Annotated in this window: 25 protein-coding genes; 17 read left to right on the plus strand and 8 right to left on the minus strand. The window is 62.6% G+C overall.

Annotation, left to right across the window (positions count from 1 at the left end; translation table 11 throughout):
* Window positions 1-138 precede the first annotated feature (138 nt).
* On the minus strand, window positions 139-999 hold the full coding sequence (locus C4Q26_RS05205; RefSeq protein WP_041925443.1) for a glycine betaine ABC transporter substrate-binding protein: 861 nt from the start codon (window positions 997-999) through the stop codon (window positions 139-141).
* Window positions 1000-1196: 197 nt separating this feature from the next.
* Between C4Q26_RS05205 and C4Q26_RS05210 the strand changes: the two genes are divergently transcribed.
* Window positions 1197-2762 (plus strand): beta (1-6) glucans synthase, encoded by a 1566-nt coding sequence (locus C4Q26_RS05210; protein ID WP_104882859.1) that lies wholly within the window; start codon window positions 1197-1199, stop codon window positions 2760-2762.
* A gap of 37 nt (window positions 2763-2799) precedes the next feature.
* Here the strand turns inward: C4Q26_RS05210 and C4Q26_RS05215 are convergent, their stop codons facing one another.
* Complete coding sequence (locus tag C4Q26_RS05215; protein WP_104882071.1) at window positions 2800-3165, minus strand: hypothetical protein; 366 nt, start codon at window positions 3163-3165, stop codon at window positions 2800-2802.
* Window positions 3166-3373: 208 nt separating this feature from the next.
* On the opposite strand from C4Q26_RS05215, the gene C4Q26_RS05220 reads away from it, so the two are divergent.
* The gene (locus tag C4Q26_RS05220) at window positions 3374-4672 is read left to right on the plus strand and encodes a serine/threonine protein kinase (protein ID WP_104882860.1); all 1299 of its coding nucleotides are present in this window, start codon (window positions 3374-3376) and stop codon (window positions 4670-4672) included.
* Window positions 4665-5474: a VacJ family lipoprotein gene (locus tag C4Q26_RS05225; protein WP_023379234.1), complete on the plus strand. Its 810-nt coding sequence runs from the start codon at window positions 4665-4667 to the stop codon at window positions 5472-5474. Before C4Q26_RS05220 ends, C4Q26_RS05225 begins: the two co-directional genes overlap by 8 nt.
* 51 nt (window positions 5475-5525) lie before the next feature.
* Here C4Q26_RS05225 and C4Q26_RS05230 read toward each other — a convergent pair whose 3' ends face one another.
* Together C4Q26_RS05230 and C4Q26_RS05235 are read right to left on the minus strand one after the other, a co-directional pair.
* Complete coding sequence (locus C4Q26_RS05230; protein ID WP_023379233.1) at window positions 5526-6668, minus strand: patatin-like phospholipase family protein; 1143 nt, start codon at window positions 6666-6668, stop codon at window positions 5526-5528.
* 53 nt (window positions 6669-6721) lie between these two features.
* Entirely contained in the window at window positions 6722-7657 is a 936-nt protein-coding gene (locus C4Q26_RS05235) for a lipid A biosynthesis lauroyl acyltransferase (protein ID WP_023379232.1), read from the minus strand.
* Window positions 7658-7768: 111 nt separating this feature from the next.
* On the opposite strand from C4Q26_RS05235, the gene minC reads away from it, so the two are divergent.
* From minC to C4Q26_RS05265, 7 genes are all read left to right on the plus strand, one after another.
* Complete coding sequence (gene minC / locus C4Q26_RS05240; RefSeq protein ID WP_027906883.1) at window positions 7769-8527, plus strand: septum site-determining protein MinC; 759 nt, start codon at window positions 7769-7771, stop codon at window positions 8525-8527.
* A 97-nt stretch (window positions 8528-8624) separates the two neighbouring features.
* Window positions 8625-9437: a septum site-determining protein MinD gene (gene minD, locus C4Q26_RS05245; protein ID WP_023379230.1), complete on the plus strand. Its 813-nt coding sequence runs from the start codon at window positions 8625-8627 to the stop codon at window positions 9435-9437.
* Window positions 9438-9440: 3 nt separating this feature from the next.
* The gene (gene minE / locus C4Q26_RS05250) at window positions 9441-9695 is read left to right on the plus strand and encodes a cell division topological specificity factor MinE (RefSeq protein ID WP_003252572.1); all 255 of its coding nucleotides are present in this window, start codon (window positions 9441-9443) and stop codon (window positions 9693-9695) included.
* A gap of 146 nt (window positions 9696-9841) precedes the next feature.
* Window positions 9842-10477, plus strand: coding sequence for an RluA family pseudouridine synthase (locus C4Q26_RS05255; RefSeq protein WP_104882861.1), 636 nt, complete (start codon window positions 9842-9844; stop codon window positions 10475-10477).
* A 159-nt stretch (window positions 10478-10636) separates the two neighbouring features.
* Window positions 10637-11926: a M18 family aminopeptidase gene (locus C4Q26_RS05260; RefSeq protein WP_023379229.1), complete on the plus strand. Its 1290-nt coding sequence runs from the start codon at window positions 10637-10639 to the stop codon at window positions 11924-11926.
* A 138-nt stretch (window positions 11927-12064) separates the two neighbouring features.
* On the plus strand, window positions 12065-12232 hold the full coding sequence (locus tag C4Q26_RS28075) for a hypothetical protein (protein WP_023379228.1): 168 nt from the start codon (window positions 12065-12067) through the stop codon (window positions 12230-12232).
* Window positions 12233-12276: 44 nt separating this feature from the next.
* Complete coding sequence (locus tag C4Q26_RS05265; RefSeq protein ID WP_023379227.1) at window positions 12277-14430, plus strand: mechanosensitive ion channel family protein; 2154 nt, start codon at window positions 12277-12279, stop codon at window positions 14428-14430.
* A 37-nt stretch (window positions 14431-14467) separates the two neighbouring features.
* Here C4Q26_RS05265 and phnR read toward each other — a convergent pair whose 3' ends face one another.
* Complete coding sequence (phnR, locus tag C4Q26_RS05270) at window positions 14468-15181, minus strand: phosphonate utilization transcriptional regulator PhnR (protein ID WP_023379226.1); 714 nt, start codon at window positions 15179-15181, stop codon at window positions 14468-14470.
* Between the two features lie 328 nt (window positions 15182-15509).
* Between phnR and C4Q26_RS05275 the strand changes: the two genes are divergently transcribed.
* The 6 genes from C4Q26_RS05275 (at window position 15510) to C4Q26_RS05300 (ending at window position 20801) form a co-directional block, all read left to right on the plus strand.
* A complete protein-coding gene (locus C4Q26_RS05275; RefSeq protein WP_027906884.1) occupies window positions 15510-16568 on the plus strand; it encodes an ABC transporter substrate-binding protein in 1059 nt (352 codons plus the stop codon).
* Window positions 16569-16717: 149 nt separating this feature from the next.
* Window positions 16718-17524, plus strand: a complete 807-nt coding sequence (locus C4Q26_RS05280) for an alkaline phosphatase family protein (RefSeq protein ID WP_023379224.1) — start codon at window positions 16718-16720, stop codon at window positions 17522-17524.
* Window positions 17521-18360 (plus strand): ABC transporter permease subunit, encoded by an 840-nt coding sequence (locus C4Q26_RS05285; protein WP_023379223.1) that lies wholly within the window; start codon window positions 17521-17523, stop codon window positions 18358-18360. The genes C4Q26_RS05280 and C4Q26_RS05285 overlap by 4 nt, the downstream gene beginning before the upstream one ends.
* Window positions 18350-19144, plus strand: coding sequence for an ABC transporter permease (locus C4Q26_RS05290; protein ID WP_023379222.1), 795 nt, complete (start codon window positions 18350-18352; stop codon window positions 19142-19144). Before C4Q26_RS05285 ends, C4Q26_RS05290 begins: the two co-directional genes overlap by 11 nt.
* Window position 19145: 1 nt before the next feature.
* Window positions 19146-20135 (plus strand): ABC transporter ATP-binding protein, encoded by a 990-nt coding sequence (locus tag C4Q26_RS05295; RefSeq protein WP_023379220.1) that lies wholly within the window; start codon window positions 19146-19148, stop codon window positions 20133-20135.
* Window positions 20136-20147: 12 nt separating this feature from the next.
* Complete coding sequence (locus C4Q26_RS05300) at window positions 20148-20801, plus strand: HAD family phosphatase (RefSeq protein ID WP_023379219.1); 654 nt, start codon at window positions 20148-20150, stop codon at window positions 20799-20801.
* Window positions 20802-20906: 105 nt separating this feature from the next.
* Here the strand turns inward: C4Q26_RS05300 and C4Q26_RS05305 are convergent, their stop codons facing one another.
* The gene (locus tag C4Q26_RS05305) at window positions 20907-21869 is read right to left on the minus strand and encodes an NAD(P)H-quinone oxidoreductase (protein WP_023379218.1); all 963 of its coding nucleotides are present in this window, start codon (window positions 21867-21869) and stop codon (window positions 20907-20909) included.
* Window positions 21870-22012: 143 nt separating this feature from the next.
* Between C4Q26_RS05305 and C4Q26_RS05310 the strand changes: the two genes are divergently transcribed.
* Window positions 22013-24094 carry a carboxy terminal-processing peptidase gene (locus C4Q26_RS05310; RefSeq protein ID WP_023379217.1) on the plus strand — a complete coding sequence of 694 codons (2082 nt, stop codon included), beginning with the start codon at window positions 22013-22015 and terminating at the stop codon, window positions 24092-24094.
* Window positions 24095-24178: 84 nt separating this feature from the next.
* On the opposite strand, the gene C4Q26_RS05315 is transcribed toward C4Q26_RS05310, so the two are convergent.
* On the minus strand, window positions 24179-24994 hold the full coding sequence (locus tag C4Q26_RS05315; protein WP_256583381.1) for a hypothetical protein: 816 nt from the start codon (window positions 24992-24994) through the stop codon (window positions 24179-24181).
* Window positions 24995-25009: 15 nt separating this feature from the next.
* Window positions 25010-26533 carry a hypothetical protein gene (locus C4Q26_RS05320; RefSeq protein ID WP_023379215.1) on the minus strand — a complete coding sequence of 508 codons (1524 nt, stop codon included), beginning with the start codon at window positions 26531-26533 and terminating at the stop codon, window positions 25010-25012.
* Window positions 26534-26546: the final 13 nt, after the last annotated feature.

Raw genomic sequence — 26546 nt, forward strand, 5'->3', positions numbered from 1 at the left:
TCATTGCGCGCAGACCCACACGAGCGATTGGCCCGAAACAAACGCAGGAGCGAGCTTTGCTCGCGATGCGCCGCGCGGGCGGCGCTCGATCTCACAGGCGCTCAAGGATCAACGGCAAGCACCTCCCCCTACCCGTGATTACTTGCCAGTCCACTCCTTGACCCGCTCTGGGTGCTTGGCGACCCAATCCTTGGCCGCTGCCTCAGGCTTGGCCCCTTCCTGGATCGCCAGCATCACCTCGCCGATCTCGTCCTTGGACTGCCAGTTGAACTTCTTCAGGAACTCCGCCACTTCCGGTGCCTTGGTGGCCAGTTCCTTGCTGCCAATGCTGTTGACGGTCTCGGCAGCGCCGTAGACGCCTTTCGGATCTTCAAGGAACTTCAGCTTCCACTTGGCGAACATCCAGTGCGGCACCCAACCAGTCACGGCGATGGACTGCTGCTTGGCATAGGCACGGCCCAGTTCCGCGGTCATCGCCGCGCCCGAACTGGCCTGCAACTTGTAACCGGTCAGGTCGTAGTCCTTGATGGCCTGGTCGGTCTTGAGCATCACACCGGAGCCGGCGTCGATGCCGACGATTTTCTGCTTGAAGGAAGTATCGGTCTTGAGGTCGCCAATGCTCACCGCCTTGACGTACTCGGGGACGATCAGGCCGATCTTGGCATCCTTGAAGTTCGGGCCATAGTCGACCACGTTGTCCTTGTTCTTGGCCCAGTATTCGCCATGGGTCACCGGCAACCAGGCCGACAGCATGGCATCGAGCTTACCGGTGGCCACGCCCTGCCACATGATGCCAGTGGCCACGGCCTGCAGCTTCACGTCATAGCCGAGTTTTTGCTTGATCACTTCGGCGGCCACGTTGGTTGTAGCCACGCTGTCGGCCCACCCATCCACGTAACCGATGCTGACTTCTTTGGCCATTGCCTGAGCCGCGCTCATGGCCAATACCATGGCGGTGCCCACGCCCAGGAAACGACGCATTTTTGTAAAAGTAGCCATCAAAGCATTCCCTCGTCAGGTCTTGGAGATTGCATCATCTGCCTGCCACACAGGCACCCCTGCTCCATCTGCGACCTTTACCCGAACCATATGCGACAGCACTTCGCCATTAGCGCCATATCTCTGCACCGCTCTGCGCGATCCTTGCATGCCAAAGCATTGGCGCCAGGCTACTATCTATCCTTTTGTGCCTGACGATGGACCGCCTGATGCCCACTGCTGCCCGCTGGACGCTGCCTGTATACCTGCTTGCCTGCCTGCTGGCCCTCATCGGGCTTGGGGCGCTCTGGTACGGGCTTGGCAAGCCGGTGCACCTGGCCGATGCGGCGAGCCCCACGCACAAGCTGCAGTGCGCCTCGTACACCCCTTTCGACAAGGACCAGTCCCCTTTCGACCAGCCATTTCGCCTGCGCCCGGCGCGGATGGACGCCGACCTGGCGCTGCTGGCTGAACGATTCAAGTGCATCCGCACCTATTCCATGACCGGTCTTGAAGCCATTCCTGCACTGGCCCGCAAACACGGCCTGAAGGTGATGCTTGGGGCCTGGGTCAACGCCAATCCGGTGGACACCGAAAAGGAGGTGGACTTGCTCATCGCGGCGGCCAACGCCAACCCCGATGTGGTCAGCGCGGTGATCGTCGGCAACGAGGCGCTGCTGCGCAAGGAGGTCACCGGTGAACGGCTTGCGGGGTTGATCGCCAAGGTCAAGGCCCAGGTCAAGGTGCCGGTGACCTACGCCGATGTCTGGGAGTTCTGGCTACAGCATCCACAGGTGGCACCTGCAGTGGACTTCCTGACCATTCACCTGCTGCCCTATTGGGAAGATGACCCACGCGGCATAGACGATGCCCTGGCCCATGTTGCCGAGGTACGCCGCGTGTTCGGCAACCGCTTCGCCCCCAAGAACATCCTGATAGGCGAAACCGGCTGGCCCAGCGAAGGCCGCCAACGGGAAACCGCCGTGCCCAGCCGGGTCAACGAAGCACGCTTCATCCGCGGTTTCGTCGCCATGGCTGAGGCAAACGGCTGGGATTACAACCTCATCGAGGCCTTCGACCAGCCCTGGAAGCGCGCCAGCGAGGGCGCGGTGGGAGGTTACTGGGGGCTTTACGACGCCGACCGGCAGGACAAAGGCGTGCTGGAAGGGCCCGTGAGCAACCTGCCCTATTGGCCGCAGTGGCTATTGGCTTGCGGGATGCTGATGGCGGCCCTGCTACTGCTGGCCGGGCGCCCTGCGACGCCTGAGGCGGCTTTTCTGCTGCCGCTACTGGCTGCGTTCGGTGCAGCCTGCCTGGGGCTGTGGGGCGAGCTGATGCGCACCCATGCTCGGTTTGCCGGTGAATGGGTGTGGGCTTTACTGCTGGCTGCGCTGAACCTGCTGGTGCTGGTGCACGGTGTGCTGGCGCTGACGCGCCACGAAGGCTGGCGAGCGCGGCTGTTCGCCTGGTTGCAGGCGCGCGCCGGATGGCTGTTGCTCGCTGCAGGTTTCGCAGCGGCGGTCAGCATGCTGGCGATGGTGTTCGACCCACGCTACCGCAGTTTCCCCACCGCCGCGCTGGCTTTGCCGGCGGTGGTGTACCTGCTGCGGCCAGTGGCAACGGCGCGGGCGGAAGCGGCCTTGCTGGCGTTGATCGTGGGTGCTGGCGTGGCGCCGCAGCTGTTCAGGGAAGGGCTTGAAAACCAGCAGGCCTGGAGCTGGGCGGTGGTGAGTGTGCTGATGGTGGGCGCGTTGTGGCGCAGCCTGCGGCTTAGGAAGGCGTGAAACTGCAGCCCACCTTGGCATTCAACCCTTGCGCATCTCAATCCCTACCCCGCCGTACCAACCGCAACCCGGCCAAAACCACGGCGAACACCGCCATGCTGGCGGTATACAACACCAAAGCCGGAATGCCGAACAGCAGTGCCAGCACCGCCAACCACCAGCCCGCCCTGCCCGGCACCACCTGGGCGAGCAACGCCAGGCCCAGCCCGGCCCAGGCCAGTAGCTGGTAATGGATCCCCAACCCCAGCAACGCGCGCGCCTGGCACTGCCAGTACTCGCCAGGCGCCGAGCACAGCCCGACCCATTGGCTGTCTTCCATCAACCCATAGCGCACGCCGTAGCTTGCAGCCAGCCACAAGGCCAGCGCCGTGAGCAGCACAATGGCCGGCAACGAACGAGACATCCAGTTCTCCAATAGCGGTAATCGAGGGTCTTCATGATCGCCCAGGCCTAGGACTAAGGCAAAATCACAACCCGACAGCTAAGGTGCACAGAACCTGCATCGCCATAACATCTGGGGCGACAAAGACCACCGCACCGGGCAACTTTGCCCCGGATAACGTGGTCCTAGCCTGCGTACCGAATTACCTTGCGCTTTTCTGGGGGAACACATGCTTCGACCTTTGCGCCTTGCCGCCCTGTTCTGCGGCCTGCTCATGGCTGTGGCCGCGTCGGCGCGTGATATTGACGCCGCGAGCTACGGCTACCCCTTGACCAACCCGTTCGAGGCCACCATCGCCACCACGCCGCCCGAGCAGCGCCCGGCCTTGCCCAGCGACGATGACATCAACCAGGCCGATTACAGCTTGAACCTGCGCCCCGAGCGCGAATTCACCTTGCCCGACAACTTCTGGTCGGTGAAGAAACTCAAGTACCGCCTGGCCCGCCAGGACCGCGAAGCGCCGCTGATCTTCATCATCGCCGGCACCGGCGCGCCCTACTCCAGTAGCATCAACGAGTACTTGAAGAAGTTGTTCTACCAAGCCGGCTTCCATGTGGTGCAACTGTCGTCGCCCACCAGCTGGGACTTCATGAGCGCCGCCTCGCGCTTCGCCACACCGGGCGTCAGCCAGGAGGACGCCGAGGACATGTACCGGGTCATGCAGGCGGTACGTGCGCAGCACCCGCGCCTGCCAGTGAAGGACTTCTACCTCACCGGCTACAGCCTCGGCGCACTGGACGCAGCGTTCGTCAGCCACCTCGACGAAACCCGCCGCAGCTTCAACTTCAAGCGCGTGCTGCTGCTCAACCCGCCGGTCAACCTGTATACCTCGATCAACAACCTGGACAAACTGGTGCAGACCCAGGTCAAAGGCATCAACCGCAGCACCACATTCTATGAACTGATGCTGAAAAAGCTCACCCGCTACTTCCAGGAAAAAGGCTACATCGACCTCAACGATGCCCTGCTGTACGACTTCCAGCAGTCACGCCAGCACTTGTCCAACGAACAGATGGCCATGCTGATCGGCACCTCGTTCCGTTTCTCGGCAGCCGACATCGCCTTCACCTCCGACCTGATCAACCGCCGTGGCCTGATCATTCCGCCGAAGTTCCCGATCACCGAGGGCAGCAGCCTGACGCCGTTCTTCAAGCGCGCCTTGCAATGCGACTTCGACTGCTACCTGACCGAGCAGGTCATTCCCATGTGGCGGGCACGCACCGACGGCGGCAGCATCCTGCAACTGATCGACCAGGCCAGCCTCTATGCCCTGGAAGACTACCTGCGCAACAACGATAAGATCGCGGTGATGCACAATGCCGACGATGTCATCCTCGGCCCAGGCGATATCGGTTTCCTGCGCAGGGTGTTCGGTGATCGCCTGACCCTTTACCCCCATGGCGGCCATTGCGGCAACCTCAACTACCGCGTCAACAGCGACGCCATGCTGGAGTTCTTCCGTGGTTAAGAAATTGCTGCTTGTCTGCGCCCTCCTCGCTGCTGGCAACACCCTGGCGGCAGAGCGCGCGCCGCGAGCCAGCGTGATCGAGGCCGACCCGGTCGTGACCCCCGAGTCCGATGGTTTCCTCGACCCGCTGCGCGAACTGAAATTCAACCCTGGGCTCGATCAGCGCGAATTCGAGCGCTCGACCCTGGAAGCCTTGAACATCTATGACCCGCTGGAGTCGATCAACCGGCGCATCTACCACTTCAACTACCGCTTCGACCAATGGGTGCTGTTGCCGCTGGTCGACGGGTACCGCTACGTCACCCCAAGCTTCGTGCGTACCGGCGTGAGCAACTTTTTCAACAACCTGGGTGATGTGCCGAACCTGGCCAACAGCGTGCTGCAGCTGAAGGTCAAGCGCTCGGCGCAGATCACCGCGCGGCTGATGTTCAACACCATCATCGGCGTCGGCGGGCTGTGGGACCCGGCAACCAAGATGGGCCTGCCGCGCCAGAGCGAAGACTTCGGCCAGACCCTGGGGTTCTATGGCGTGCCTGACGGGCCTTACATCATGCTGCCGATCCTCGGGCCTTCGAACCTGCGCGACACCACGGGGCAGGTGGTGGACTACGTTGGCGAGCAGGCGGCCAACTACCTGAACGTTGCCGAGGCCAGTACGGACCACCCGGAAATCCTGGCACTGCGTGTGGTGGACAAGCGCTACACCACCCAATTCCGCTATGGCCAGCTGAACTCGCCGTTCGAGTACGAAAAGGTGCGGTATGTGTATACCCAGGCGCGCAAGCTGCAGATAGCGGAGTGACAGAGCAGGGGCCGCGTGCGGCCCGATCGCCGGCAAGCCGGCCGCGATGGCTCAGAGGTTGAGGAACTGGCGCAGTTCCTTGCTCTTGGCCAGCGCATCCCGCCGCCCGAGTTCGATCAGTTCACTGCAGTAACTGGCCTCGAACAGCAGATAACTCAACACCCCCGCTCCGCTGGTCCGGGTCGCGCCCGGCCCGCGCAGGAACAGCCGCAAAGCCGCAGGCAGTTCACGCCGATGCCGCGCTGCGATCTCGTCCAGCGGCTGGCTGGGCGCCACCACCAGCACATCGATCGGCGCCAGGCCCAGGCGCCGCGCGTCCAGGTGGGCCGGCAACAGGCGGCTCAGGTAATTGAGGCGCTGGAGCAGCTCGATATCGTCTTCCAGGCTGTCGATGAACGTGCTGTTGAGCATGTGCCCGCCGATCTGCGCCAAGCTGGGCTGCTGGCCACTGAACACGCGCTGGGTCGGCAGGGGCGGTGCCGGCCGCTGGGGGTTGCCGCTGACCCCCACCACCAGCACCCGGCTGGCGCCCAGGTGCAGGGCCGGGCTGATAGGGGCGGACTGACGTACCGCTCCATCACCGAAGTATTCGTCCCCCAGCCTTACCGGCGCGAACAGCAACGGGATAGACGCGCTGGCGAGCAGATGCTCAATGGTCAGGGGCGTGGGCACACCGATGCGTCGATGACGCAACCACGACTCGATGGTGCTACGGGCCTGGTAGAAGGTCACCGCCTGCCCTGACTCGTAGCCGAAAGCGGTGACCGCCACGGCGCGCAGCTGTTCGCTGGCCAGGGCATGGCCGATGCCATCCAGGTCCAAGTGCGACTGCAACAGGCGATGCAGGGGTCGGTTGTCCAGGAGCGCGACCGGCACCGGCCCTCCCAGCCCCATCAGGTTGTGCGCGACAAAACGGCTGGCCTGACGGATGACGCCAGGCCAGTCGCTGCGCAGCACCAGGTGGCTGCGCAGGTTCTGCCAGAATGCGGTGAGCCGGTGCACCGCTTCGGTGAAGCGGGTGGCGCCACTGGCCAAGGTCACGGCGTTGATGGCGCCGGCCGAGGTACCGACGATGACCGGGAACGGATTGGGCGCACCGGGTGGCAGCAGCTCGGCGATGCCGGCCAGCACACCGACCTGATAGGCGGCACGGGCACCGCCGCCGGAAAGGATCAGGCCTGTGGTTGAGGTCATCGATTCATCCTGTCTGTTCTGACTTTAATCGCCGGAACTGGCCACACGGGAGGTCAGCGCTTTTTCTTGTCGTACAGCCGTGGCGCACCTTCAGGGCGCGACTTGAAGCGTCGGTGCGCCCACAGGTACTGCTCGGGGCACTCGCGCAGCACGCTTTCGACCCACTGGTTGATACGCAGGCAATCCGCCTCTTCGCTTTCACCAGGGAAATCGGCCAGCGGTGGATGCACCACCAGACGATAGCCGCTGCCATCTTCCAGACGCTTCTGGGTGAAGGGAATGACCTGCGCCTTGCCCAGGCGGGCGAACTTGGTGGTGGCGGTCACGGTTGCCGCCGGAATGCCGAACAGCGGCACGAACAGGCTCTGCTTGGCGCCGTAGTCCTGATCCGGTGCGTACCAGATCGCCCGGCCCGAACGCAGCAACTTGAGCATCCCGCGCACATCCTCACGCTCCACGGCCAGCGAATCGAGGTTGTGACGCTCGCGACCGCGACGCTGGATATAGTCGAACAGCGGGTTGCCGTGCTCGCGGTACATGCCGTCAATGGTGTGCGCCTGGCCGAGCAATGCGGCGCCGATTTCCAGGGTGGTGAAGTGCACGGCCATCAGGATCGCGCCCTGGCCCGCCTGCTGGGCTGCCTGCAAGTGCTCGATCCCCTCGATGTGCGCCAGGCGAGCCAGCCTGGCCTTCGGCCACCACCAACTCATGGCCATTTCGAAGAATGCGATGCCGGTGGAGGCGAAGTTGGCCTTGAGCAGACGCCGCCGTTCGTCGTCCGACAACTCCGGGAAACACAGCTCCAGATTGCGTGCGGCAATGCGCCGGCGCTCACCGGCCACCCGGTACATCAGCGCGCCCAGGGCACTGCCAAGCCACAACAGGGCACGGTAGGGCAGCTGCACCACCAGCCACAGCAGGCCCAGGCCCAGCCACAGGCCCCAGAATCGCGGGTGAAGGAAATAGGGTCGAAAACGCGGGCGTTCCATTGAAGCTTCCGGCAAGACAAAGAGCGCGCATTCTACATCGGTTCGCCGCCGGTTGCGGCCAACCGGTCTTATCGTTATAAGTCAGGGCACTTTTTTCGCAACAAGCCGTCTATGCAGACCATGAGCCCAAACCACACACCCGACACCCCCACCGTGTTCCAGCTCAAGGGCAGCATGCTCGCCATCACTGTGCTGGAACTGGGGCGCAACGACCTCGAAGCCCTCGATCGCCAGCTGGCGGCGAAAGTGGCTCAGGCCCCGAATTTCTTCAGCAACACGCCGCTGGTGCTGGCGCTGGACAAGCTGCCGGCCGACGAAGGGGCGATCGACCTGCCTGGGTTGATGCGCATCTGTCGCCACCATGGCCTGCGTACCCTGGCGATTCGTGCCAGCCGTATCGAGGACATCGCCGCGGCGATCGCCATCGACCTGCCGGTGCTGCCGCCCTCCGGGGCCCGCGAGCGACCGCTCGAGCCCGAGCCCGAAGTGAAGAAGCCCGAGCCGGCCCCTGCCCCGCCGCCACCGCCCGAGCCAGAGGTGCGCCCGACCCGCATCGTCACCTCGCCTGTGCGTGGCGGCCAGCAGATCTACGCCCAGGGCGGCGACCTGGTGGTCACAGGTTCGGTCAGCCCAGGTGCGGAACTTCTCGCAGATGGAAACATCCATGTGTACGGCGCCATGCGCGGCCGTGCCCTGGCAGGTATCAAGGGCAACACCAAGGCGCGTATCTTCTGCCAGCAAATGACCGCCGAAATGGTCTCGATCGCTGGCCAATACAAGGTTTGCGAAGACCTGCGCCGCGACCCGCTGTGGGGCTCGGGTGTGCAGGTCAGCCTGTCTGGCGACGTGTTGAACATCACCCGTCTTTAACGGATACTTGCCGACATTTTTAGGCAACATTTTGTGCGTTGCCGTTTTTTGTATTTTGCAGGGACCCGCGTCCCGACTTATTTAGGGGTGAAACACCTTGGCCAAGATTCTCGTGGTTACTTCCGGCAAGGGGGGAGTGGGCAAGACCACTACCAGCGCCGCCATCGGTACCGGCCTCGCACTGCGTGGCCACAAGACTGTCATCGTCGACTTCGACGTGGGCCTGCGTAACCTCGACCTGATCATGGGCTGCGAACGCCGCGTGGTGTACGACTTCGTCAACGTGGTCAACGGCGAAGCCAACCTGCAGCAGGCCCTGATCAAGGACAAGCGCCTGGAGAACCTGTACGTGCTGGCCGCCAGCCAGACCCGTGACAAGGACGCGCTGACCCAGGAAGGCGTGGAAAAGGTGCTGATGGAGCTCAAGGAGCAGTTCGACTTCGTCATCTGCGACTCGCCTGCCGGTATCGAGAAAGGCGCGCACCTGGCCATGTACTTCGCCGACGAAGCCATCGTGGTGACCAACCCAGAGGTTTCCTCGGTACGTGACTCCGACCGCATGCTGGGCATCCTGTCGAGCAAGTCGCGCCGCTCCGAGAACGGTGAAGAGCCGATCAAGGAACACCTGCTGATCACCCGCTATCACCCCGAGCGCGTGGAAAAAGGCGAAATGCTGAGCATCGCCGACGTCGAAGAGATCCTGGCGATCAAACTCAAGGGTGTAATCCCCGAGTCCCAGGCGGTGCTCAAGGCTTCCAACCAGGGTATCCCGGTCATCCTCGATGACCAGAGCGATGCCGGCCAGGCTTATAGCGATACCGTCGACCGCCTGCTGGGCAAAGAAAAGCCCCTGCGGTTCATCGAAGTGCCGAAGCAAGGATTCTTCGCGCGCCTGTTTGGAGGCAAGTAAACCATGAACCTTTTTGACTTCTTTCGTGGCAGACAGAAACAGACCAGCGCGTCGGTAGCGAAAGAGCGTCTACAGATCATCGTGGCGCATGAGCGCGGCCAGCGCAGCGAGCCGGATTACCTGCCGGCCCTGCAGAAAGAACTGCTCGAAGTGATCCGCAAGTATGTGAACATCGGCAACGACGATGTGCACATCGAGCTGGAAAACCAGGGTAGCTGCTCGATTCTGGAACTGAACATCACCCTGCCGGATCGCTGATTCGGCATCGGGTTGTGATCATTGGGGCTGCTTTGCAGCCCATCGCCGGCAAGCCGGCTCCTACACCCAACCGGTAGGAGCCGGCTTGCTGGCGATGGGCCGCAAGGTGGCCCCAATGGTTTCCCCGCTTTCACAGAGACCCCGCAATGCCGCTGTCGAACATCCAGATCCTTCACGAAGACGCCGCCATCCTGGTGATCAACAAACCGACCCTACTGCTGTCGGTGCCAGGCCGTGCCGAGGACAACAAGGACTGCCTGATCACCCGCCTGCAGGAAAACGGCTACCCGGAGGCGCTGATCGTTCATCGCCTCGACTGGGAAACCTCGGGCATCATCCTGCTGGCCCGCGACGCCGACAGCCATCGCGAGTTGTCTCGCCAATTTCACGACCGGGAAACCGAAAAGGCCTACACCGCGCTGTGCTGGGGCCAGCCGGCGCTGGACAGCGGCAGCATCGACCTGCCGCTGCGCTACGACCCGCCCACCAAGCCGCGCCACGTGGTCGACCATGAGCAGGGCAAGCATGCCCTGACCTTCTGGCGCATCGTCGAGCGCTGCGGTGATCATTGCCGGGTCGAGCTGACGCCGATCACCGGGCGCTCGCACCAGCTGCGTGTGCACATGCTGTCGATCGGCCATCCGCTGCTGGGGGATCGGCTGTACGCCAACCCCGAGGCGCTGGCAGCCCATGAGCGGCTGTGCCTGCATGCGTCGATGCTGAGCTTTACCCACCCGGTGTCCGGCGAGCGCCTGAAGTTCGAGTGTCCGGCGCCGTTCTGATCCATCGGTGCTGGGTTCTTCGCGGGTAAACCCGCTCCCACAGGAACACCACTGGCCTTGAGGGCATAGGTCAACTTGTGTGAGCTTGCCCGCGAAGAGGCCGGCACATTTTCCCGACCAACTGCGCTAAACTCGCGCCACTGCTGTCTGGAGTGAGTTATGCGCGATTCCCTGAATGCCGGCCTGATCGAATTCCTCAAGGCCTCCCCGACGCCCTTCCACGCCACCGCCAGCCTGGCCCAGCGCCTCGAGGCGGCCGGCTACCAGCGCTTGGACGAACGCGACAGCTGGGCCACCGTGCCTGGTGGACGCTACTACGTAACCCGCAACGACTCATCGATCATCGCCGTCAAGCTGGGCAAGCAATCGCCCCTGCTGGGCGGTATCCGCATGGTCGGCGCCCATACCGACAGCCCTTGCCTGCGGGTCAAGCCGCAGCCCGAGCTGCAGCGCCAGGGCTTCCTGCAACTGGGCGTCGAAGTGTACGGCGGCGCCCTGCTGGCCCCGTGGTTCGACCGCGACCTGTCGCTGGCTGGGCGGGTCACCTTCCGCCGCGACGGCAAGGTCGAAAGCCAACTGATCGACTTCAAGTTGCCGATCGCGATCATCCCCAACCTGGCGATCCACCTGAACCGCACCGCCAACGAGGGCTGGGCGATCAACCCGCAGAACGAACTGCCGCCGATCCTGGCTCAGGTGGCGGGCGACGAGCGTATCGACTTCCGCGCCGTACTCACCGAGCAGCTGGCCCGCGAGCACGACCTCAATGCCGACGTGGTGCTGGATTACGAACTGAGCTTCTACGACACCCAGGACGCCGCACTGGTCGGCCTGAACGGCGACTTCATCGCCGGTGCCCGCCTGGACAACCTGCTGTCGTGCTACGCCGGCCTGCAGGCCCTGCTGGCCGCCGACAGCGACGAAACCTGCGTACTGGTGTGCAACGACCACGAGGAAGTTGGCTCGTGCTCGGCCTGCGGCGCTGACGGCCCGATGCTGGAGCAGACCCTGCAGCGCCTGCTGCCCGACGGTGACGACTATGTGCGCACCCTCCAGCGCTCGCTGATGGTCTCGGCCGACAATGCCCATGGCGTACACCCCAACTATGCCGACAAGCACGATGGCAACCATGGCCCGAAACTCAATGCCGGCCCTGTGATCAAGGTCAACAACAACCAGCGCTACGCCACCAACAGCGAAACCGCCGGCTTCTTCCGCCACCTGTGCATGGCCGAGGAAGTACCGGTACAAAGTTTCGTGGTACGCAGCGACATGGGTTGTGGTTCGACCATCGGCCCCATCACCGCCAGCCATCTGGGTGTACGCACGGTCGACATCGGCCTGCCGACCTTCGCCATGCACTCGATCCGCGAGCTGTGCGGCAGCCATGACCTGGCGCACCTGGTGAAGGTACTGACGGCGTTCTACCGCAGCCGCGAATTGCCCTGAGCCAGACACATCGCCGGCAAGCACGATCCCACAGGACGAAGCTTGTCGGCGATCAGCCCGGACCTGCTCAAGATCAAGCCCCAACCCGCTTGAACCGCTATGCTTAAGACATGCCCCAAAGCACAAGGATTGCTGTCCATGTCCCCCTTCCTGTCCCTGTTCGTCCCTGTCTTCCTGTTCCTGATGCTGCTGACCATCGGCTTCAGCCTGCGCGAGCGCAACATCGGTGTACTGATGATGTGGATCGGCACCCTTGGCATCTTCGGCCTCACCTGCTGGAAGATCCTGGAGCAACTGCCGTCATAAACCTCTACACTCGGTCAATCGTTTGACCTGAGGTAGATTTACCGGTGCCTGCCCTCCTGCGTTGCCTGACCTTCCTGCTGTTTCTGTTCATCACCCCGGTCCAGGCCGCTGGGCTTCCCGGCCTGCTGGGTTCGAGCGCGAGCGCGCAACCCGAAGCCAGCGAACCTTTGGCCAAGTCGCTGGACGAGGTCATCAAGAACCTGGAGAACGACCAGCAGCGGGCCAAACTGCTGGCCGACCTGAAAAAACTGCGCGATGCCACGAAACAGTCGCAACCCACCGTGGAACAAGGCGTGCTGGGGCTGATTGGCGGTGCGCTGCACGATCTGGAAAAGCAGTTCAGCGGCGATGCCAGCCCGTTCAATCGCTGGTCCCAGGAGATCGACCAGGCCCAGGCCGAGCTGACGGCACTGATGGTGCCGGTGCACCAGTGGCCCGCCATCCTGTTTGGCTTTGCCGCCGTCATCGCGGTGTGGAGCCTGCTGGCCTATGCCTTCAACTGGATTGGCCACCGCGTGCGCGTGCGCTTTGGCCTGACCGAGGAGCTGCCCCACCACCCGCGCACCTGGGACCTGGTGCGTTTTGCCTTGCGCAAACTCGGACCTTGGCTGGTCGCGTTGATCTTCACCGTCTACCTGAGCTTTGCCCTGCCCCCCTCGCTGGGCAAGTCGATGGCCATGGTCCTGGCCTACGCACTGGTGGTAGGCACCTGTTTCTCGGCCATCTGCGTCATCGCCTTTTCGCTGCTCGACGGCCCGCACCGCCACCGCGCGCTGCACATCCTGCGTCACCAGGCCTTCCGCCCGCTGTGGCTGATCGGCAGTTTCGCCGCGTTCGGCGAGGCGATGAGCGACCCTCGCCTGACCGCCGCCCTGGGCAGCCACCTGGCCCACGCCCTGGCGACCTTGGCCAACGTGATCGCGGCATTGTGCACCGGGCTGTTCATCCTGCGCTTCCGACGCCCGATCGCCCACCTGATCCGTAACCAACCGCTGTCCCGGCGCCTGACCCGGCGCACCCTCAGCGATACCATCGAGATCCTCGGCAGCTTCTGGTTCATCCCGGCGCTGATCCTGGTGGCCATTTCGCTGTTCGCCACCTTCGTCTCGGCCGGCGACACCAGCACTGCCTTGCGCCAGTCGCTGATGTGCACCGTACTGGTGGTGGTATGCATGGTGCTCAACGGCCTGGTGCGCCGCCACGCGGCCAACCCGAAACGCGCCAACAAACGCCAGGCCGTCTACACCGAGCGACTGCGCAATTTCGGCTATGCCCTGGTGCATCTGTTCATCTGGCTGCTGTTCATCGAGCTGGGCCTTCGGGTGTGGGGCCTGTCGATGATCGGGTTCGCCGAGGGCGAGGGCCACGAGGTCAGCCTGCGCTTGCTGGGCCTGGCCGGTACGCTGATTGCCGCCTGGCTGGTCTGGATCCTGGCCGATACCGCCGTGCACCACGCGCTGGTACGCTCGCGCCGGGGCATGGCCAACGCCCGTGCACAAACCATGATGCCACTGATCCGCAACGTGATGTTCGTGGCCATTTTCATCATCGCGGTGATCGTGGCCCTGGCCAACATGGGCATGAACGTCACCCCGCTGCTGGCCGGTGCCGGTGTGATTGGCCTGGCCATCGGTTTTGGCGCCCAATCGCTGGTGGCCGACCTGATCACCGGGTTGTTCATCATCATCGAGGACTCGCTGGCCATCGATGACTACGTGGACGTCGGCGGGCACCTGGGCACCGTGGAAGGCCTGACCATCCGCACCGTGCGCCTACGGGACATCGACGGCATCGTGCACACCATTCCCTTCAGTGAGATCAAGAGCATCAAGAACTACTCGCGGGAGTTCGGCTATGCGATTTTCCGTGTGGCCATTCCCCACAGCATGAACATCGACCAGGCCATCAGCTTGATCCGCGAGGTAGGCCAGAAGCTGCGCAACGACCCGCTGATGCGCCGTAACATCTGGTCGCCGCTGGAGTTGCAGGGTGTCGAGAGCTTCGAGTCTGGCTCGGCGATTCTACGGGCGCGGTTCAAGACCGCGCCGATCAAGCAGTGGGAAGTGTCGCGGGCATTCAACCTGGCGTTGAAACGGCAACTGGACGAGGCGGGGCTGGACCTGGCGACGCCGCGGCTATCGGTACAGGTGGTGACGGCAGGCGGGGGTGGCGTCAGCGAGGCCAGCGCTTCCAGTTAGGGCCTGTTCGCGGGTAAACCCGCGAAAGGGCCACCGCCTACCCCGCCTGCGCCCGAATGCGAATCGCATCGTGGCGCCAATACTCCAGGTCACAGTCGATCAGGTGCCCATGCTGGTCACTGTTGACCCGGGTGATGTGCAGCCCCGGGCTGCCCGCGGACACTTTCAGCGCGCTGGCCGCATCCACTGGCAAGGCCGTTGGCAAGATCTCGAAGCAGACCTGCCCATAGCGGATCCCGTATACCCGCCCGTAGATTTCAGTGAGCGACTGGGCCAGGTCCTGCTCGAGGATATCGGGGAAGTACTTGGGGTTGAGGTAATGCTCGGCATACAGCACCGCACGCCCATCGATGCGCCGCAAACGGCAGATGCGCACCACACTGGACAACGCTGGCAAGCGCAAGCGGGCGCAGATGGCGGCCGATGCGGGCTGCAAGCGTGCCGACAACAACTCGGTTCGCGGCTCTCTGCCCTGCTCCCGCACCATGGCGTGGAAGTGGCTGCGTTCGATCAGGTCGTAGGTCAGTCGTTCCGGGGCGACGAACCAGCCGCGCCGCTCTTCCCGGTAGATCAGCCCCTGGGCTTCGAGCTGCACCAAGGCCTCGCGCAGGGTGATGCGGGTGGTGGCAAACACCTCGCTGAGCTTGCGTTCCGCCGGCAGCTTGCCACCCGGCGCCAGCAGGCCGTGCTCGATCTGCTCCTGCAGGGCGTGACAGATGGCTGTTACCGCACGCGGTGGCGTCGACTGCATCAAATGGTTACCTATCTGGACTAGTCCAGCCCCATAACAGGGCATCTGGAGAATAGTGCAAGCCTAGGCAGGGCTGATGAACATCCTGTGACAAAGGCTTTGACAGCGCGTTGCCAGATCCGGGCCAAGCCAGCAAATTCAGGGCCGCCATCTGGTCTACGCTGTAGTTCCAGGAAGCCACGCCAGCCCAAACCGGCCTTCCCCAACATCAAACTGTCACGCAAGCAGCCTACCTTGGCTCAAGGTTTGCTGACCTAGACCAACGGTCCTCAAGCACAGGTTTCACTCATAACAACGATCGCTTAAGCACTCACCCAAGGAGCTTCGGATGAAAAAGTTCTTCATGGCGTCACTGCTCGGTTCGGCCATCGCGTTTTGCACCTCGGCCATGGCCGCGGACCTCAAGGCCCTGGAAGAGGCCGCCCGCAAGGAAGGCACCGTCAACAGCGTGGGCATGCCCGATGCCTGGGCCAACTGGAAAGGCACCTGGGAAGACCTGGCCAGCAAGTACGGTCTCAAGCACAGCGACACCGACATGAGCTCGGCCCAGGAAATCGCCAAGTTCGAAGCCGAAAAGGACAACGCCAGCGCCGACATTGGTGACGTCGGGGCCGCCTTCGGCCCCATCGCCGCCACCAAGGGCGTAACCCAACCCTACAAACCAAGCACCTGGGACCAGGTACCGGAGTGGGCCAAGGACAAGGACGGCCACTGGGCCCTGGCCTATACCGGCACCATCGCGTTCATCATCAACAAGGACCTGGTGAAGGAAGGCGAACGCCCAACCTCCTGGCATGACCTGGAAAAAGGCAAGTACAAGGTCGCCATCGGCGATGTCGGTACCGCGGCCCAAGCGGCCAACGGCGTGCTGGCTGCGGCGATTGCCTACAAAGGCGACGAGAGCAATCTGGCCCCAGGCCTGCAACTGTTCACCAAGCTGGCCCAGCAGAAACGCCTGTCGCTGGCCAACCCGACCATCCAGACCCTGGAGAAGGGCGAGGTGGAAGTGGGCGTGGTATGGGACTTCAATGGTCTGAGCTACCGCGAGCAGATCGACCCCAAGCGTTTCGAAGTGCTGATCCCGTCCGATGGCTCGGTGATTTCCGGCTACACCACGATCATCAACAAGTACGCCAAGCACCCCAACGCCGCCAAGCTGGCGCGTGAATACATCTTCAGCGATGCCGGGCAGATCAACCTGGCCAAGGGCCATGCACGGCCGATCCGTGCCGAGCACCTGAAGCTGCCGGAAGATGTGCAGGCCAAGTTGCTGCCGAACGAGCAGTACAAGGCGGCCCAGCCAATCAAGAACGCCGAGGCCTGGGAGGCGACTTCGAAGAAACTGCCGCAGATGTGGCAGGAACAAGTGATCATCGAGATGGAGTGAGGCACTCGCTGTCTGGGGCCGCTATGCGGCCCGTCGCGACGCACGGCCGCGCCCACAGGTCGTTGCGTCGCCCCAGCGGACGACGGGAAGCCTGTGGGAGCGGCGATCGGAGGGCATGGTCCTCCCCGGTCCCTTGCCTGGAGTGTTGAATGAACCACAACGTCATACTGGTCTTGCTCGACGGCCTCAACCATCAGGTGGCCTACCATGCCATGGGTCACCTGCATGCCTACGTCGAAGCCGACCGCGCCGCGCTGTACCGCGTGGAATGCGAGTTGCCCTCGCTGTCGCGGCCGTTGTACGAGTGCATCCTCACCGGTGTTCCGCCCATCGAGAGCGGCATCGTGCACAACAATGTCAACCGGCTGTCCAACCAGCGCAGTGTGTTCCACTATGCCCGCGAGGCGGGACTGGGCACGGCGGCGGCGGCCTACCACTGGATAAGCGAGCTGTACAACCGTTCGCCGTTCGACCCGCTGCGCGACCGCCACACCCATGCGCCGAAGCTGCCGATCCAGCACGGCCTGTTCTACTGGGCCGACCATTACCCTGACTCGCACCTGCTGGCCGACGCCGAGTACCTGCGCCGCCGCCATGCGCCCAACTTCCTGCTGGTGCACCCGATGAACATCGACGACGCCGGCCACCGCCATGGCCTGGACAGCAGCCAGTACCGTAACGCTGCCCGCTCGGCCGATATCCTGCTCGCCGACTACTTGCCACGCTGGCTCGAAGAGGGCTACCAGGTCGTGGTCACCGCCGACCACGGCATGAACAACGACCGCTCGCACAATGGCCTGCTGGCCGAGGAACGCGAAGTGCCGCTGTTCGTCTTCGGCGAAGCCTTCAGCCTCGACCCGGCGGCCAAGCCGCTGCAGACCGAGCTGTGCGGAACCCTCTGCGAACTGTTGGGTGCCCCCCACGACAAACCCGTGTGCCGGGAGCTTCTCAAGTGAATGCCAGCCATCGCGGCCGTTACCTGGCCCTGCTCTGCCTACTGCCGTTCGCCGTGTTCTTCATCGTGTTCCAGATCGCCCCGCTGGGCTGGGTCGCCCTCAACAGCGTGCAATCGGAAGCCGGCTGGGGGCTGGAGAATTTCAGCAAAGTGTTCGCGTCGAAGTTCTACCTGCAAGCATTGCAGCGCAGCCTGGAAATCAGCTTCTGGTCGAGCCTGTTCGGCATCGTTGTCGCTACACTCGGTGCCTACTCGCTGCGCCAGGTGGACTCGCGCCTGCGCGACTTCGTCAGCGCGTTCGCCAACATGACCAGCAACTTCGCCGGGGTACCCCTGGCCTTCGCCTTCATCATCCTGCTCGGCTTCAACGGTGCGCTGACACTGCTGCTCAAGCAGGTCGGGTTGCTCGAGGACTTCAGCATCTATTCCAAGAGCGGCCTGATCCTAGTGTACACCTACTTCCAGATCCCGCTGGGCGTATTGCTGCTCTACCCCGCCTTCGACGCCCTGCGCGAGGACTGGCGCGAATCGGCCGCGTTGCTCGGCGCCAGCCCCTGGCAGTACTGGCGACACATCGGCCTGCCAGTGCTGACCCCGGCACTGCTGGGCACCTTCGTCATTCTGCTGGCCAACGCCCTGGGCGCCTACGCCACGGTCTATGCCCTGACCACCGGCAACTTCAACGTGCTGCCGATCCGCATCGCGGCGCTGGTGGCCGGTGACATCACCCTCGACCCGAACCTGGCCAGTGCCCTGGCGATGGTGCTGGTGGGGCTGATGACCCTTGTGACCGTGGTCCATCAATGGCTGCTGAAAAGGAGCTACCATGCGCGCTGAATCTGCCCGCGGCAGCCTCTACCACCGCGTCGTGGTGTACCTGCTGTTTCTCATCCTGCTGCTGCCGCTGGCCGGCACCCTGCTCTACTCGCTGGCCACCAGCTGGTCGGCCAGCCTGCTGCCCAGTGGCCTGACCTTGAAGTGGTACGTGGCGCTGTGGAGCGAACCGCGTTTCCTGGCCGCCTTCGGCCAGTCGCTGCTGGTGTGCATCGGTGCGCTGGTGCTGTCGGTGGTGCTGATCCTGCCGCTGCTGTTCGTGGTGCATTACCACTTCCCCAAGCTCGACGCGCTGATGAACATCCTCATCCTGCTGCCGTTCGCGGTGCCGCCGGTGGTGTCTTCGGTGGGGCTGCTGCAGCTGTATGGCAGCGGGCCGATGGCGATGGTCGGCACGCCGTGGATCCTGATCGGTTGCTACTTCACCATCGCCCTGCCCTTCATGTACCGGGCCATCACCAACAACCTGCAGGCCATCAACCTGCGCGACCTGATGGACGCCGCGCAACTGCTGGGTGCCAGTACCTGGCAGGCGGCGTTCCTGGTAGTACTGCCGAACCTGCGCAAAGGCCTGATGGTGGCGCTGCTGCTGTCGTTTTCGTTCCTGTTCGGCGAATTCGTGTTCGCCAACCTGCTGGTGGGCACGCGCTACGAGACCTTGCAGGTATACCTGAACAACATGCGCAACAGCAGCGGCCATTTCAACAGCGCGCTGGTGATCTCGTACTTCGCCTTCGTGCTGGTACTGACTTGGGTCGCCAACCGACTGAACAAGGACAAAACCTGACATGAGCTTCGTCAGCGTACAGAAACTGCACAAAAGCTACGCCGGCAGCCCGGTGTTCCACGACATCGACTGCCAGATCGAACGTGGTGAGTTCGTCACCCTGCTCGGTCCGTCCGGATGCGGTAAGTCCACCCTGCTGCGCTGCATTGCCGGGCTGACCCCGGTGGACAGCGGCAAGATCCTGCTCGATGGCCAGGACCTGGTGCCCTTGAGCCCGCAGAAGCGCGGGATCGGCATGGTGTTCCAGAGCTATGCGTTGTTCCCCAACATGACCGTGGAGCAGAATGTCGCCTTCGGCCTGCGTATCCAGAAGGTCCGCGCCGAAGAAAGCCAGGCTCGGGTGCGCGAAGCCCTGGAGCTGGTGGAGCTGGGCAGTTTCGCCGGGCGCTACCCGCACCAGCTTTCCGGTGGTCAGTGCCAGCGTGTGGCCCTGGCCCGCTCGCTGGTGACCCGGCCGCGCCTGTTGCTGCTGGACGAACCGCTGTCGGCGCTCGATGCGCGCATCCGCAAGCACCTGCGCGAGCAGATCCGCGCCATCCAGCGTGAACTGGGGCTGACGACGATTTTCGTCACTCACGACCAGGAGGAAGCGTTGACGATGTCTGACCGCATCTTCCTGATGAACCAGGGGCGCATCGTCCAGAGCGGCGATGCCGAGACCCTCTACACCGCGCCGGTGGACCTGTTCGCCGCCGGCTTCATTGGCAATTACAACCTGCTGGACGCCGACAGCGCCAGCCGCCTGCTGCAGCGCCCGGTGAACAGCCGCCTGGCGATCCGTCCGGAGTCCATCACCCTGGGCACAGATGGCGATCTGGACGGCGAGGTACGCAGCCACAGCCTGCTCGGCAATGTAATCCGCTACCGGGTCCAGGTACGCGATGTGGAGCTGGTGGTGGACGTGCTCAATCGTTCGTCGGCGGATCTGCATGCCGACGGCCAGCGTGTTTCGCTGTCGATCGACCCCACGGCGCTGCGCGAAGTGGCCTAGGAGATTACCGCTATGGCATTGGCAATTTTCGATCTGGACGAAACCCTCATCCACGGCGACTGTGCGTCGCTATGGAGCGAGCAGATGGCCCGCCTCGGCTGGGTCGACGGCACGTCGTTCCTCAAGCGCGACCATGAACTGATGGAGGCTTACGGCAAAGGCCACCTGGCGATGGAGGACTACATGGCCTTCAGCCTGGAGCCGATTGCCGGACGCACCCTGGAAGAGGTCGAGCACCTGGTCGAGCCTTGGGTCGAGGACGTGATTGAGCCGATCATCTTCGGCGATGCGTGCCGCTGCATTGCCGAGCACCGCAAGCGTGGCGACCGTATTCTCATCATCTCCGCCTCGGGCACCCATCTGGTCGGGCCGATTGCGGCGCGGCTGGGGGTAGACGAATACCTGGCGATCGAACTGGAGGCGGTGAACGGGGTGTATACCGGCAAGACCCATGGGGTGCTGACCTACCGCGAGGGCAAGATCACGCGGCTGCTGGAGTGGCTGGACCAGGAGCAGGAGAATCTTGAAGGAGCGACGTTCTATTCAGACTCGCGCAACGATTTGCCGCTGCTGCTGAAGGTGGACTACCCGCACGTGGTGAACCCGGACTCGGTATTGCGGGAGCATGCCCAGACCAATGGCTGGCCGGTACTGAGCTGGGCCTGAAGCGCCAGGTGAGCTGTACCAGCTTCCTCGCGGTGGAACCCGCTCCCAGAGGGACCGCAGTTTATCCTGTGGGAGCGGGCTTACCCGCGAAAGGGCAGAGCCTGCTTAGGCCAGGCTTGGGTCGATCACCATGACCAGCTTGCCCGATACCTGGTTGCTCTCAAGCTCGGCATAGGCCGCCTGGGCAAACTCCACGGGGTAGGTGTCGACCAGTTGCGGCGACAACCGTTTTTCGGCAAACAGCGGCCACACCTGCTGTTGCAGCTCACGCAGCAGCTCGGCCTTGAAGCCATCGTCCCGGTTACGCAGCGTGGAACCGGTGATCTGCAGACGCTTGCCCAGCACCAATGCCAGGTCGAACTCGACCTTGCGCCCGCCCATCAGGCCAATGATCACCCATCGACCATCGCGGGCCAGCAGCTTCTGGTTCAACTCCCCATAGCTGGCGCCCACCGGGTCGAGGATCACATCGAACGGCCCGAAGCCTTCCAGGTCTTCCAGGTTCGCGTTGCGCACGACGCCACCTGCAGCGCCCAGCGCCTGGCAATAGGCCAGGCGGTCCTGGGAGCCAACGCTGACCCAGACAGGGTTGCCGAACGCCTTGCCCAACTGGATTGCCGCCGAACCCACACCACTGGCCCCGGCGTGCACCAGCACCTTCTCACCGGCCTTGGCCGCACCGAGCTGGAAGATGTTCAGCCAGGCCGTGGCGTACACCTCGGGTAGGGCCGCCGCCTCATGCAGGCTCAGGCCCTCGGGTACCGGCAGCACATGGCGGGCATCGACCACCACTTCCTCGGCCATCGCACCACTGGCCAACAGCGCGCAGACCCGGTCACCGATGCGCCAGTCGGCGCCGGCACCCACTTCCTCGATCACACCCGAGCACTCCAGGCCCATGTAGGGGCTGGCGCCTGGCGGTGGCGGGTAAAGACCTTTCATTTGCAGCAAATCGGCTCGATTCAGCCCCGCAGCGGCCACGCGAATACGTACCTGACCGGCGTCACAGGTCGGGCGCTGCGCCTCGACCCAGGCCACATGTCCGTCAACGCCTTGCAATGCCTTCACAGTGCCTCCATAGTTGAATCATATGACTGAGCCTGGGCAAGCATTTCCCAGGCTTTTTGCAGTATGCGTCCGGCTCTGATGGAACCGGCGAACGGAAAAGACGGCCTACTATGCGTGATCAATTGCCTCCACGTCGAATCAGCATGAAGCATTTCCTTCCAAGCACCGCCCTGGCCCTGATGATTGGCCTGGGTAGCCTTACGCTCGGCGGCAATGCGGCGGCCGCCAACAAGTGGGACAGCCTGCAGCCGGACCGCGACGAAATCGTCGCCAGCCTCAACGTGGTGGAGCTGCTCAAGCGGCACCATTACAGCAAACCGCCACTGGATGATGCCCGCTCGGTCATCATCTATGACAGCTACATCAAGCTGCTGGACCCTGCGCGCAGCTACTTCACCGCGGCCGATATTGCCGAATTCGACAAATGGAAAACGCAATTCGACGATTTCCTCAAGAGCGGCAACCTCGACCCAGGCTTCACCATCTACAAGCGTTACCTGGACCGCGTGAAACAGCGTCTGGACTTCGCCCTGGCCGAACTGGCCAAAGGTGTCGACAAGATGGACTTCACTGCCAACGAATCCTTGCTGGTCGATCGCAAGGATGCACCGTGGCTGAAGAACCAGGCCGAGCTCGATGACCTGTGGCGCAAGCGCGTGAAAGACGAAGTGCTGCGCCAGAAAATCGCCGGCAAGGATCCCAAGCAGATCCAGGAAACCTTGACCAAGCGTTACAAGAACCAGTTGGCGCGTCTGGATCAGACCCGTGCCGAAGATATCTTCCAGGCCTACATCAATACGTTCGCCCAGTCCTACGACCCGCATACCAACTACCTGTCGCCGGACAACGCGGAGAACTTCGACATCAACATGAGCCTGTCGCTCGAAGGCATCGGTGCGGTGCTGCAAAGCGACAACGACCAGGTCAAGATCGTGCGCTTGGTACCGGCTGGCCCCGCGGCCAAGACCAAGCAGGTGGCCCCGGCCGACAAGATCATCGGCGTAGCACAGGGCAACAAGGAAATGGTCGACGTGGTCGGCTGGCGCCTGGACGAAGTGGTCAAGCTGATCCGTGGCCCGAAAGGCTCGGTGGTGCGCCTGGAGATCATCCCGGCCAGCAACGCGCCTAACGACCAGACCAGCAAGATCGTTTCGATCACCCGCGAGGCGGTCAAGCTCGAGGAGCAGGCGGCGAAGAAGTCGGTGCTCAAGCTCAAGCAGGACGGTCGTGAGTACAAACTGGGCATCATCGAGATCCCAGCGTTCTACCTGGACTTCAAGGCCTACCGCGCAGGCGACCCCGAGTACAAGAGCACCACGCGCGACGTGAAGAAACTGCTCACCGAACTGCAGAAAGAGAAAGTCGACGGCGTGGTCATCGACCTGCGCAACAACGGCGGTGGCTCGTTGCAGGAAGCCACCGAGCTGACCAGCCTGTTCATCGAGAAAGGCCCGACCGTGCTGGTGCGTAACAGTGACGGCCGCGTCGATGTGCTCGAGGACGAGAACCCAGGTGCTTTCTACAAAGGCCCGCTGGCGCTGCTGGTCAACCGGCTGTCGGCCTCGGCCTCGGAGATTTTCGCCGGCGCCATGCAGGACTACCACCGTGCGCTGATCATCGGCGGCCAGACCTTCGGCAAAGGCACCGTACAGACCATCCAGCCGCTCAACCATGGCGAGCTCAAGCTGACCCTGGCCAAGTTCTACCGGGTTTCCGGGCAGAGCACCCAGCACCAGGGCGTGCTGCCGGACATCGACTACCCGTCGATCATCGACACCAAGGAAATTGGCGAGAGCGCCCTGCCCGAGGCTATGCCGTGGGACACCATCCGTCCGGTGGTCAGGCCTGCTGCCGACCCGTTCAAGCCGTTCCTGTCCCAGCTCAAGGCGCAGCATGAAGCACGCAGCGCCAAGGATGCGGAGTTCACCTATATCCGTGACCGCCTGGCGCTGACCCAGAAGCTGATGAACGAGAAAACCGTCAGCCTCAATGAGCAGACACGCCGTGCCCGCCACGACGAGATCGAGGGCAAGCAACTGGCGCTGGAGAACATCCGCCGCAAGGCCAAGGGTGAGGAACCGCTCAAGGAGCTGAAGAAAGAGGATGAAGACGCCCTGCCGGCCGAGGAGGAGAACACCAAGCCGGAAGATGACGCCTACCTGTCCGAAACCGGTCGCATCCTGCTCGACTACCTGAGCCTGAGCTCGGCGGTGGCCAAGCACTGAGTGATGCCTACTACCCCATGGCCGCAATGAAAAAGGGGGCCGAACATCTTCATGTTCGGCCCCCTTTTTCATTGCTCAACCCGACTACTGCAAATCCACATTCAGGCTGGGTGTGCCGAATGCCGCCAGGGAGGCATTTGAACCTTCGAAATAACCGCTCCAGAAACGCTGTAACTGCTCCATGGTCTTGCCTGAACGGTAACTGTGCTTGACGCCTTTGGTCACCAGTCCAGCACCCGCGACATAGACCCTTGCGCCTTGCAAGTCGGCGAACAGGTGCCGCTCGGCAACCCGCTTCAACTCAGCAGACGGGTCAAGATCGCGGATCCGGCTGTTGGCGTAGAAACTGCCGAAGTCACTGTTTTCCAGCATGTCTGACAGCAGCAGGATCACACGCTCCTCGGACGGCCGGGTCGCCAGGTCATGACCGATTTCACGCAGCGAGTGGAAAATCTCGCTGCGGGGGATATCTTCGGTCGCCTCACGCAAGGTCTGCACGAACACCTGACCAAATTTCTTTTGCATGAATGTCTGTTGCTGTGCAACACACTTGTCGAACGTACGCAGGGACTGCATGCCAACTTCGTCACGTACCTTTCCCGCCAGAGGCTTGTTCAGCTCACCGGCAAAACGCAGCTGCATGTATTGCCCTGGCACGAAAGCCGAGAAACTGTAGAGTCGCAACTTGTCGCCAGGGCCGACAAACCGATTGATCTGCGCCCAAGCCGCCTTCTGGATGCCTTCAGGCATTGGAATGGTCTGATCGATGATCACTGTCAGCTCACGACCGGATCCCTTCTGGCGAAACGAGTCGATCTTTGCGTAGCCGTAGCAATCAGGAACATCGTTGCGCTCAATTGCCTGCGCAATGGAAGGCAAGCAAAGCAGCAAGGCGCACAAGGTCTTGAAGTTCATTTACACGCCTTCGAAATCTTTCAGTAGTTTCTGTTCGGCGCGCAACGCGAGCACAGCGGCCACATCGTAGCCTTTACTCTGGCATACCATACGCAACTGTTCTTCGGTGTAGGCCGTCAGGTCCTTACTGCGCAGCGCATCGAGGGAAGTCCCTGCAGCTTCCGGCTGAGGCGCATGTTCAGCCGCCACCGAAGGTGCAGCTACAGCGACGACCGGAGCCTCACTGGCCACCGTCCGATGGGTGATGTTGTCCTCCTGCATACGCCGCACGTAGGCATTGAAATCGCGGTGTTGCGCACCGTTGATGGCAACAGCGACATCCGGGTCGGTAGTAGGTCGGCGCGACAGTTTCATCTGCAGCTTGCGCAACTTGTGATCGGCATGGGCGCTGATCTTGATGCGCTGGTTCTCCATCCAACGTTCCAGTTCCGCGGCGTTGTTGAAGGAATGGGAATACTCCCAGGCCTTCTTCGACTCGACGCCGGCAAAACCGAAGATCGAAGCGAGCCACACACTGACTGCCTGGATGGCGACATAGATCACCGAAAGCACCACGAAGGTGATCAGCGAGGCACTGCGGATCGCGTCCATCTTGTCTGTCAAAGTGCTGTCGCTTGCCTGCTGGTTGAGGCTGGCCGACTCATCGGGTAGCTCGAACGGGCTGGCGTTGCTCTCGAAACTCTGTTGAGCGAAAACATCGGGGTTGCCGACCATTTCGGTCTCAATGCTCTTGAGCTGATAGGCACGAATGCCGAACGCCGCACAGGCCATGATCACGACCACCAAAGCACAGCCAATTATCCAGCCACGCTTGGGAGTGACTGTATGGTTAGTGTTAAGGCGAGCAAGAATGCGATTGTAGTCCTTCGCATTTAGGTCGCTGTATGTGTCCTTGATACGTATGCCAGGCAGCTGCTTGAGGGCTTGACTGCCCCGATCAGGATCGCTTTCCCACCAGTGCCGGGCCTTGTTCACCAGACTATTGTGGTGAATGGCTCGGCCAGCAGCCTCGGCGAACCCAGCAGAGATGATCGACAGCAGGAAGGCGGCCATCCAGCCCAGGTAAGTCTGGTCATTGCTGGACAAGTTCTGGTTAATGAACGGTACTAGCACGTAGGCAAAACCCACGGCCTCGAACAGAATCAACAGGAAAATCAGCACCAACACCCATAGTGGACGCTCACGACGATCGCTTTCGCCTATAGCGTCCAAATACGCCTCGCACTTGTTGTAGTACTCGGCGTTCTTGTCGCCAACCTCCTGGTAGTAGTCGTAGTAGTCATTGCACAGCGTAGTTTCACTGAGCAGCCACTTGCGGTTGTCGGCCGTAGTGCTGGCCCGGGCCAGGCGCGCGACAGTGCCAATAAACGGCAGGCCGTGCCAGACACGCATTGCGAAGTAAGCAACCTGTTCCCAGTAGACCTTGATCAGGATGACGGTCAGCAATGCCGACAACACGCCGGCGCTGATCAGCTTGTTGGCCCACGCCAGGGCCATCAAGGCGTTGAAACTCATTTCTTGCATGTGGGTTCCTTGT

It is taken from the genome of Pseudomonas sp. SWI44, assembly GCF_002947915.1.
Lineage (GTDB): Bacteria > Pseudomonadota > Gammaproteobacteria > Pseudomonadales > Pseudomonadaceae > Aquipseudomonas > Aquipseudomonas taiwanensis.

Bases quoted from the DNA above. Each gene is read 5' to 3' on its own strand.
- C4Q26_RS05205 (WP_041925443.1), bottom strand. From the start codon at position 999: ATGGCTACTTTTACAAAAATGCGTCGTTTCCTGGGCGTGGGCACCGCC.
- C4Q26_RS05210 (WP_104882859.1), top strand. From the start codon at position 1,197: ATGGACCGCCTGATGCCCACTGCTGCCCGCTGGACGCTGCCTGTATAC.
- C4Q26_RS05215 (WP_104882071.1), bottom strand. From the start codon at position 3,165: ATGTCTCGTTCGTTGCCGGCCATTGTGCTGCTCACGGCGCTGGCCTTG.
- C4Q26_RS05220 (WP_104882860.1), top strand. From the start codon at position 3,374: ATGCTTCGACCTTTGCGCCTTGCCGCCCTGTTCTGCGGCCTGCTCATG.
- C4Q26_RS05230 (WP_023379233.1), bottom strand. From the start codon at position 6,668: ATGACCTCAACCACAGGCCTGATCCTTTCCGGCGGCGGTGCCCGTGCC.
- C4Q26_RS05235 (WP_023379232.1), bottom strand. From the start codon at position 7,657: ATGGAACGCCCGCGTTTTCGACCCTATTTCCTTCACCCGCGATTCTGG.
- minC (WP_027906883.1), top strand. From the start codon at position 7,769: ATGCAGACCATGAGCCCAAACCACACACCCGACACCCCCACCGTGTTC.
- minE (WP_003252572.1), top strand. From the start codon at position 9,441: ATGAACCTTTTTGACTTCTTTCGTGGCAGACAGAAACAGACCAGCGCG.
- C4Q26_RS05255 (WP_104882861.1), top strand. From the start codon at position 9,842: ATGCCGCTGTCGAACATCCAGATCCTTCACGAAGACGCCGCCATCCTG.
- C4Q26_RS05260 (WP_023379229.1), top strand. From the start codon at position 10,637: ATGCGCGATTCCCTGAATGCCGGCCTGATCGAATTCCTCAAGGCCTCC.
- C4Q26_RS28075 (WP_023379228.1), top strand. From the start codon at position 12,065: ATGTCCCCCTTCCTGTCCCTGTTCGTCCCTGTCTTCCTGTTCCTGATG.
- phnR (WP_023379226.1), bottom strand. From the start codon at position 15,181: ATGCAGTCGACGCCACCGCGTGCGGTAACAGCCATCTGTCACGCCCTG.
- C4Q26_RS05275 (WP_027906884.1), top strand. From the start codon at position 15,510: ATGAAAAAGTTCTTCATGGCGTCACTGCTCGGTTCGGCCATCGCGTTT.
- C4Q26_RS05280 (WP_023379224.1), top strand. From the start codon at position 16,718: ATGAACCACAACGTCATACTGGTCTTGCTCGACGGCCTCAACCATCAG.
- C4Q26_RS05290 (WP_023379222.1), top strand. From the start codon at position 18,350: ATGCGCGCTGAATCTGCCCGCGGCAGCCTCTACCACCGCGTCGTGGTG.
- C4Q26_RS05295 (WP_023379220.1), top strand. From the start codon at position 19,146: ATGAGCTTCGTCAGCGTACAGAAACTGCACAAAAGCTACGCCGGCAGC.
- C4Q26_RS05300 (WP_023379219.1), top strand. From the start codon at position 20,148: ATGGCATTGGCAATTTTCGATCTGGACGAAACCCTCATCCACGGCGAC.
- C4Q26_RS05310 (WP_023379217.1), top strand. From the start codon at position 22,013: ATGAAGCATTTCCTTCCAAGCACCGCCCTGGCCCTGATGATTGGCCTG.
- C4Q26_RS05320 (WP_023379215.1), bottom strand. From the start codon at position 26,533: ATGCAAGAAATGAGTTTCAACGCCTTGATGGCCCTGGCGTGGGCCAAC.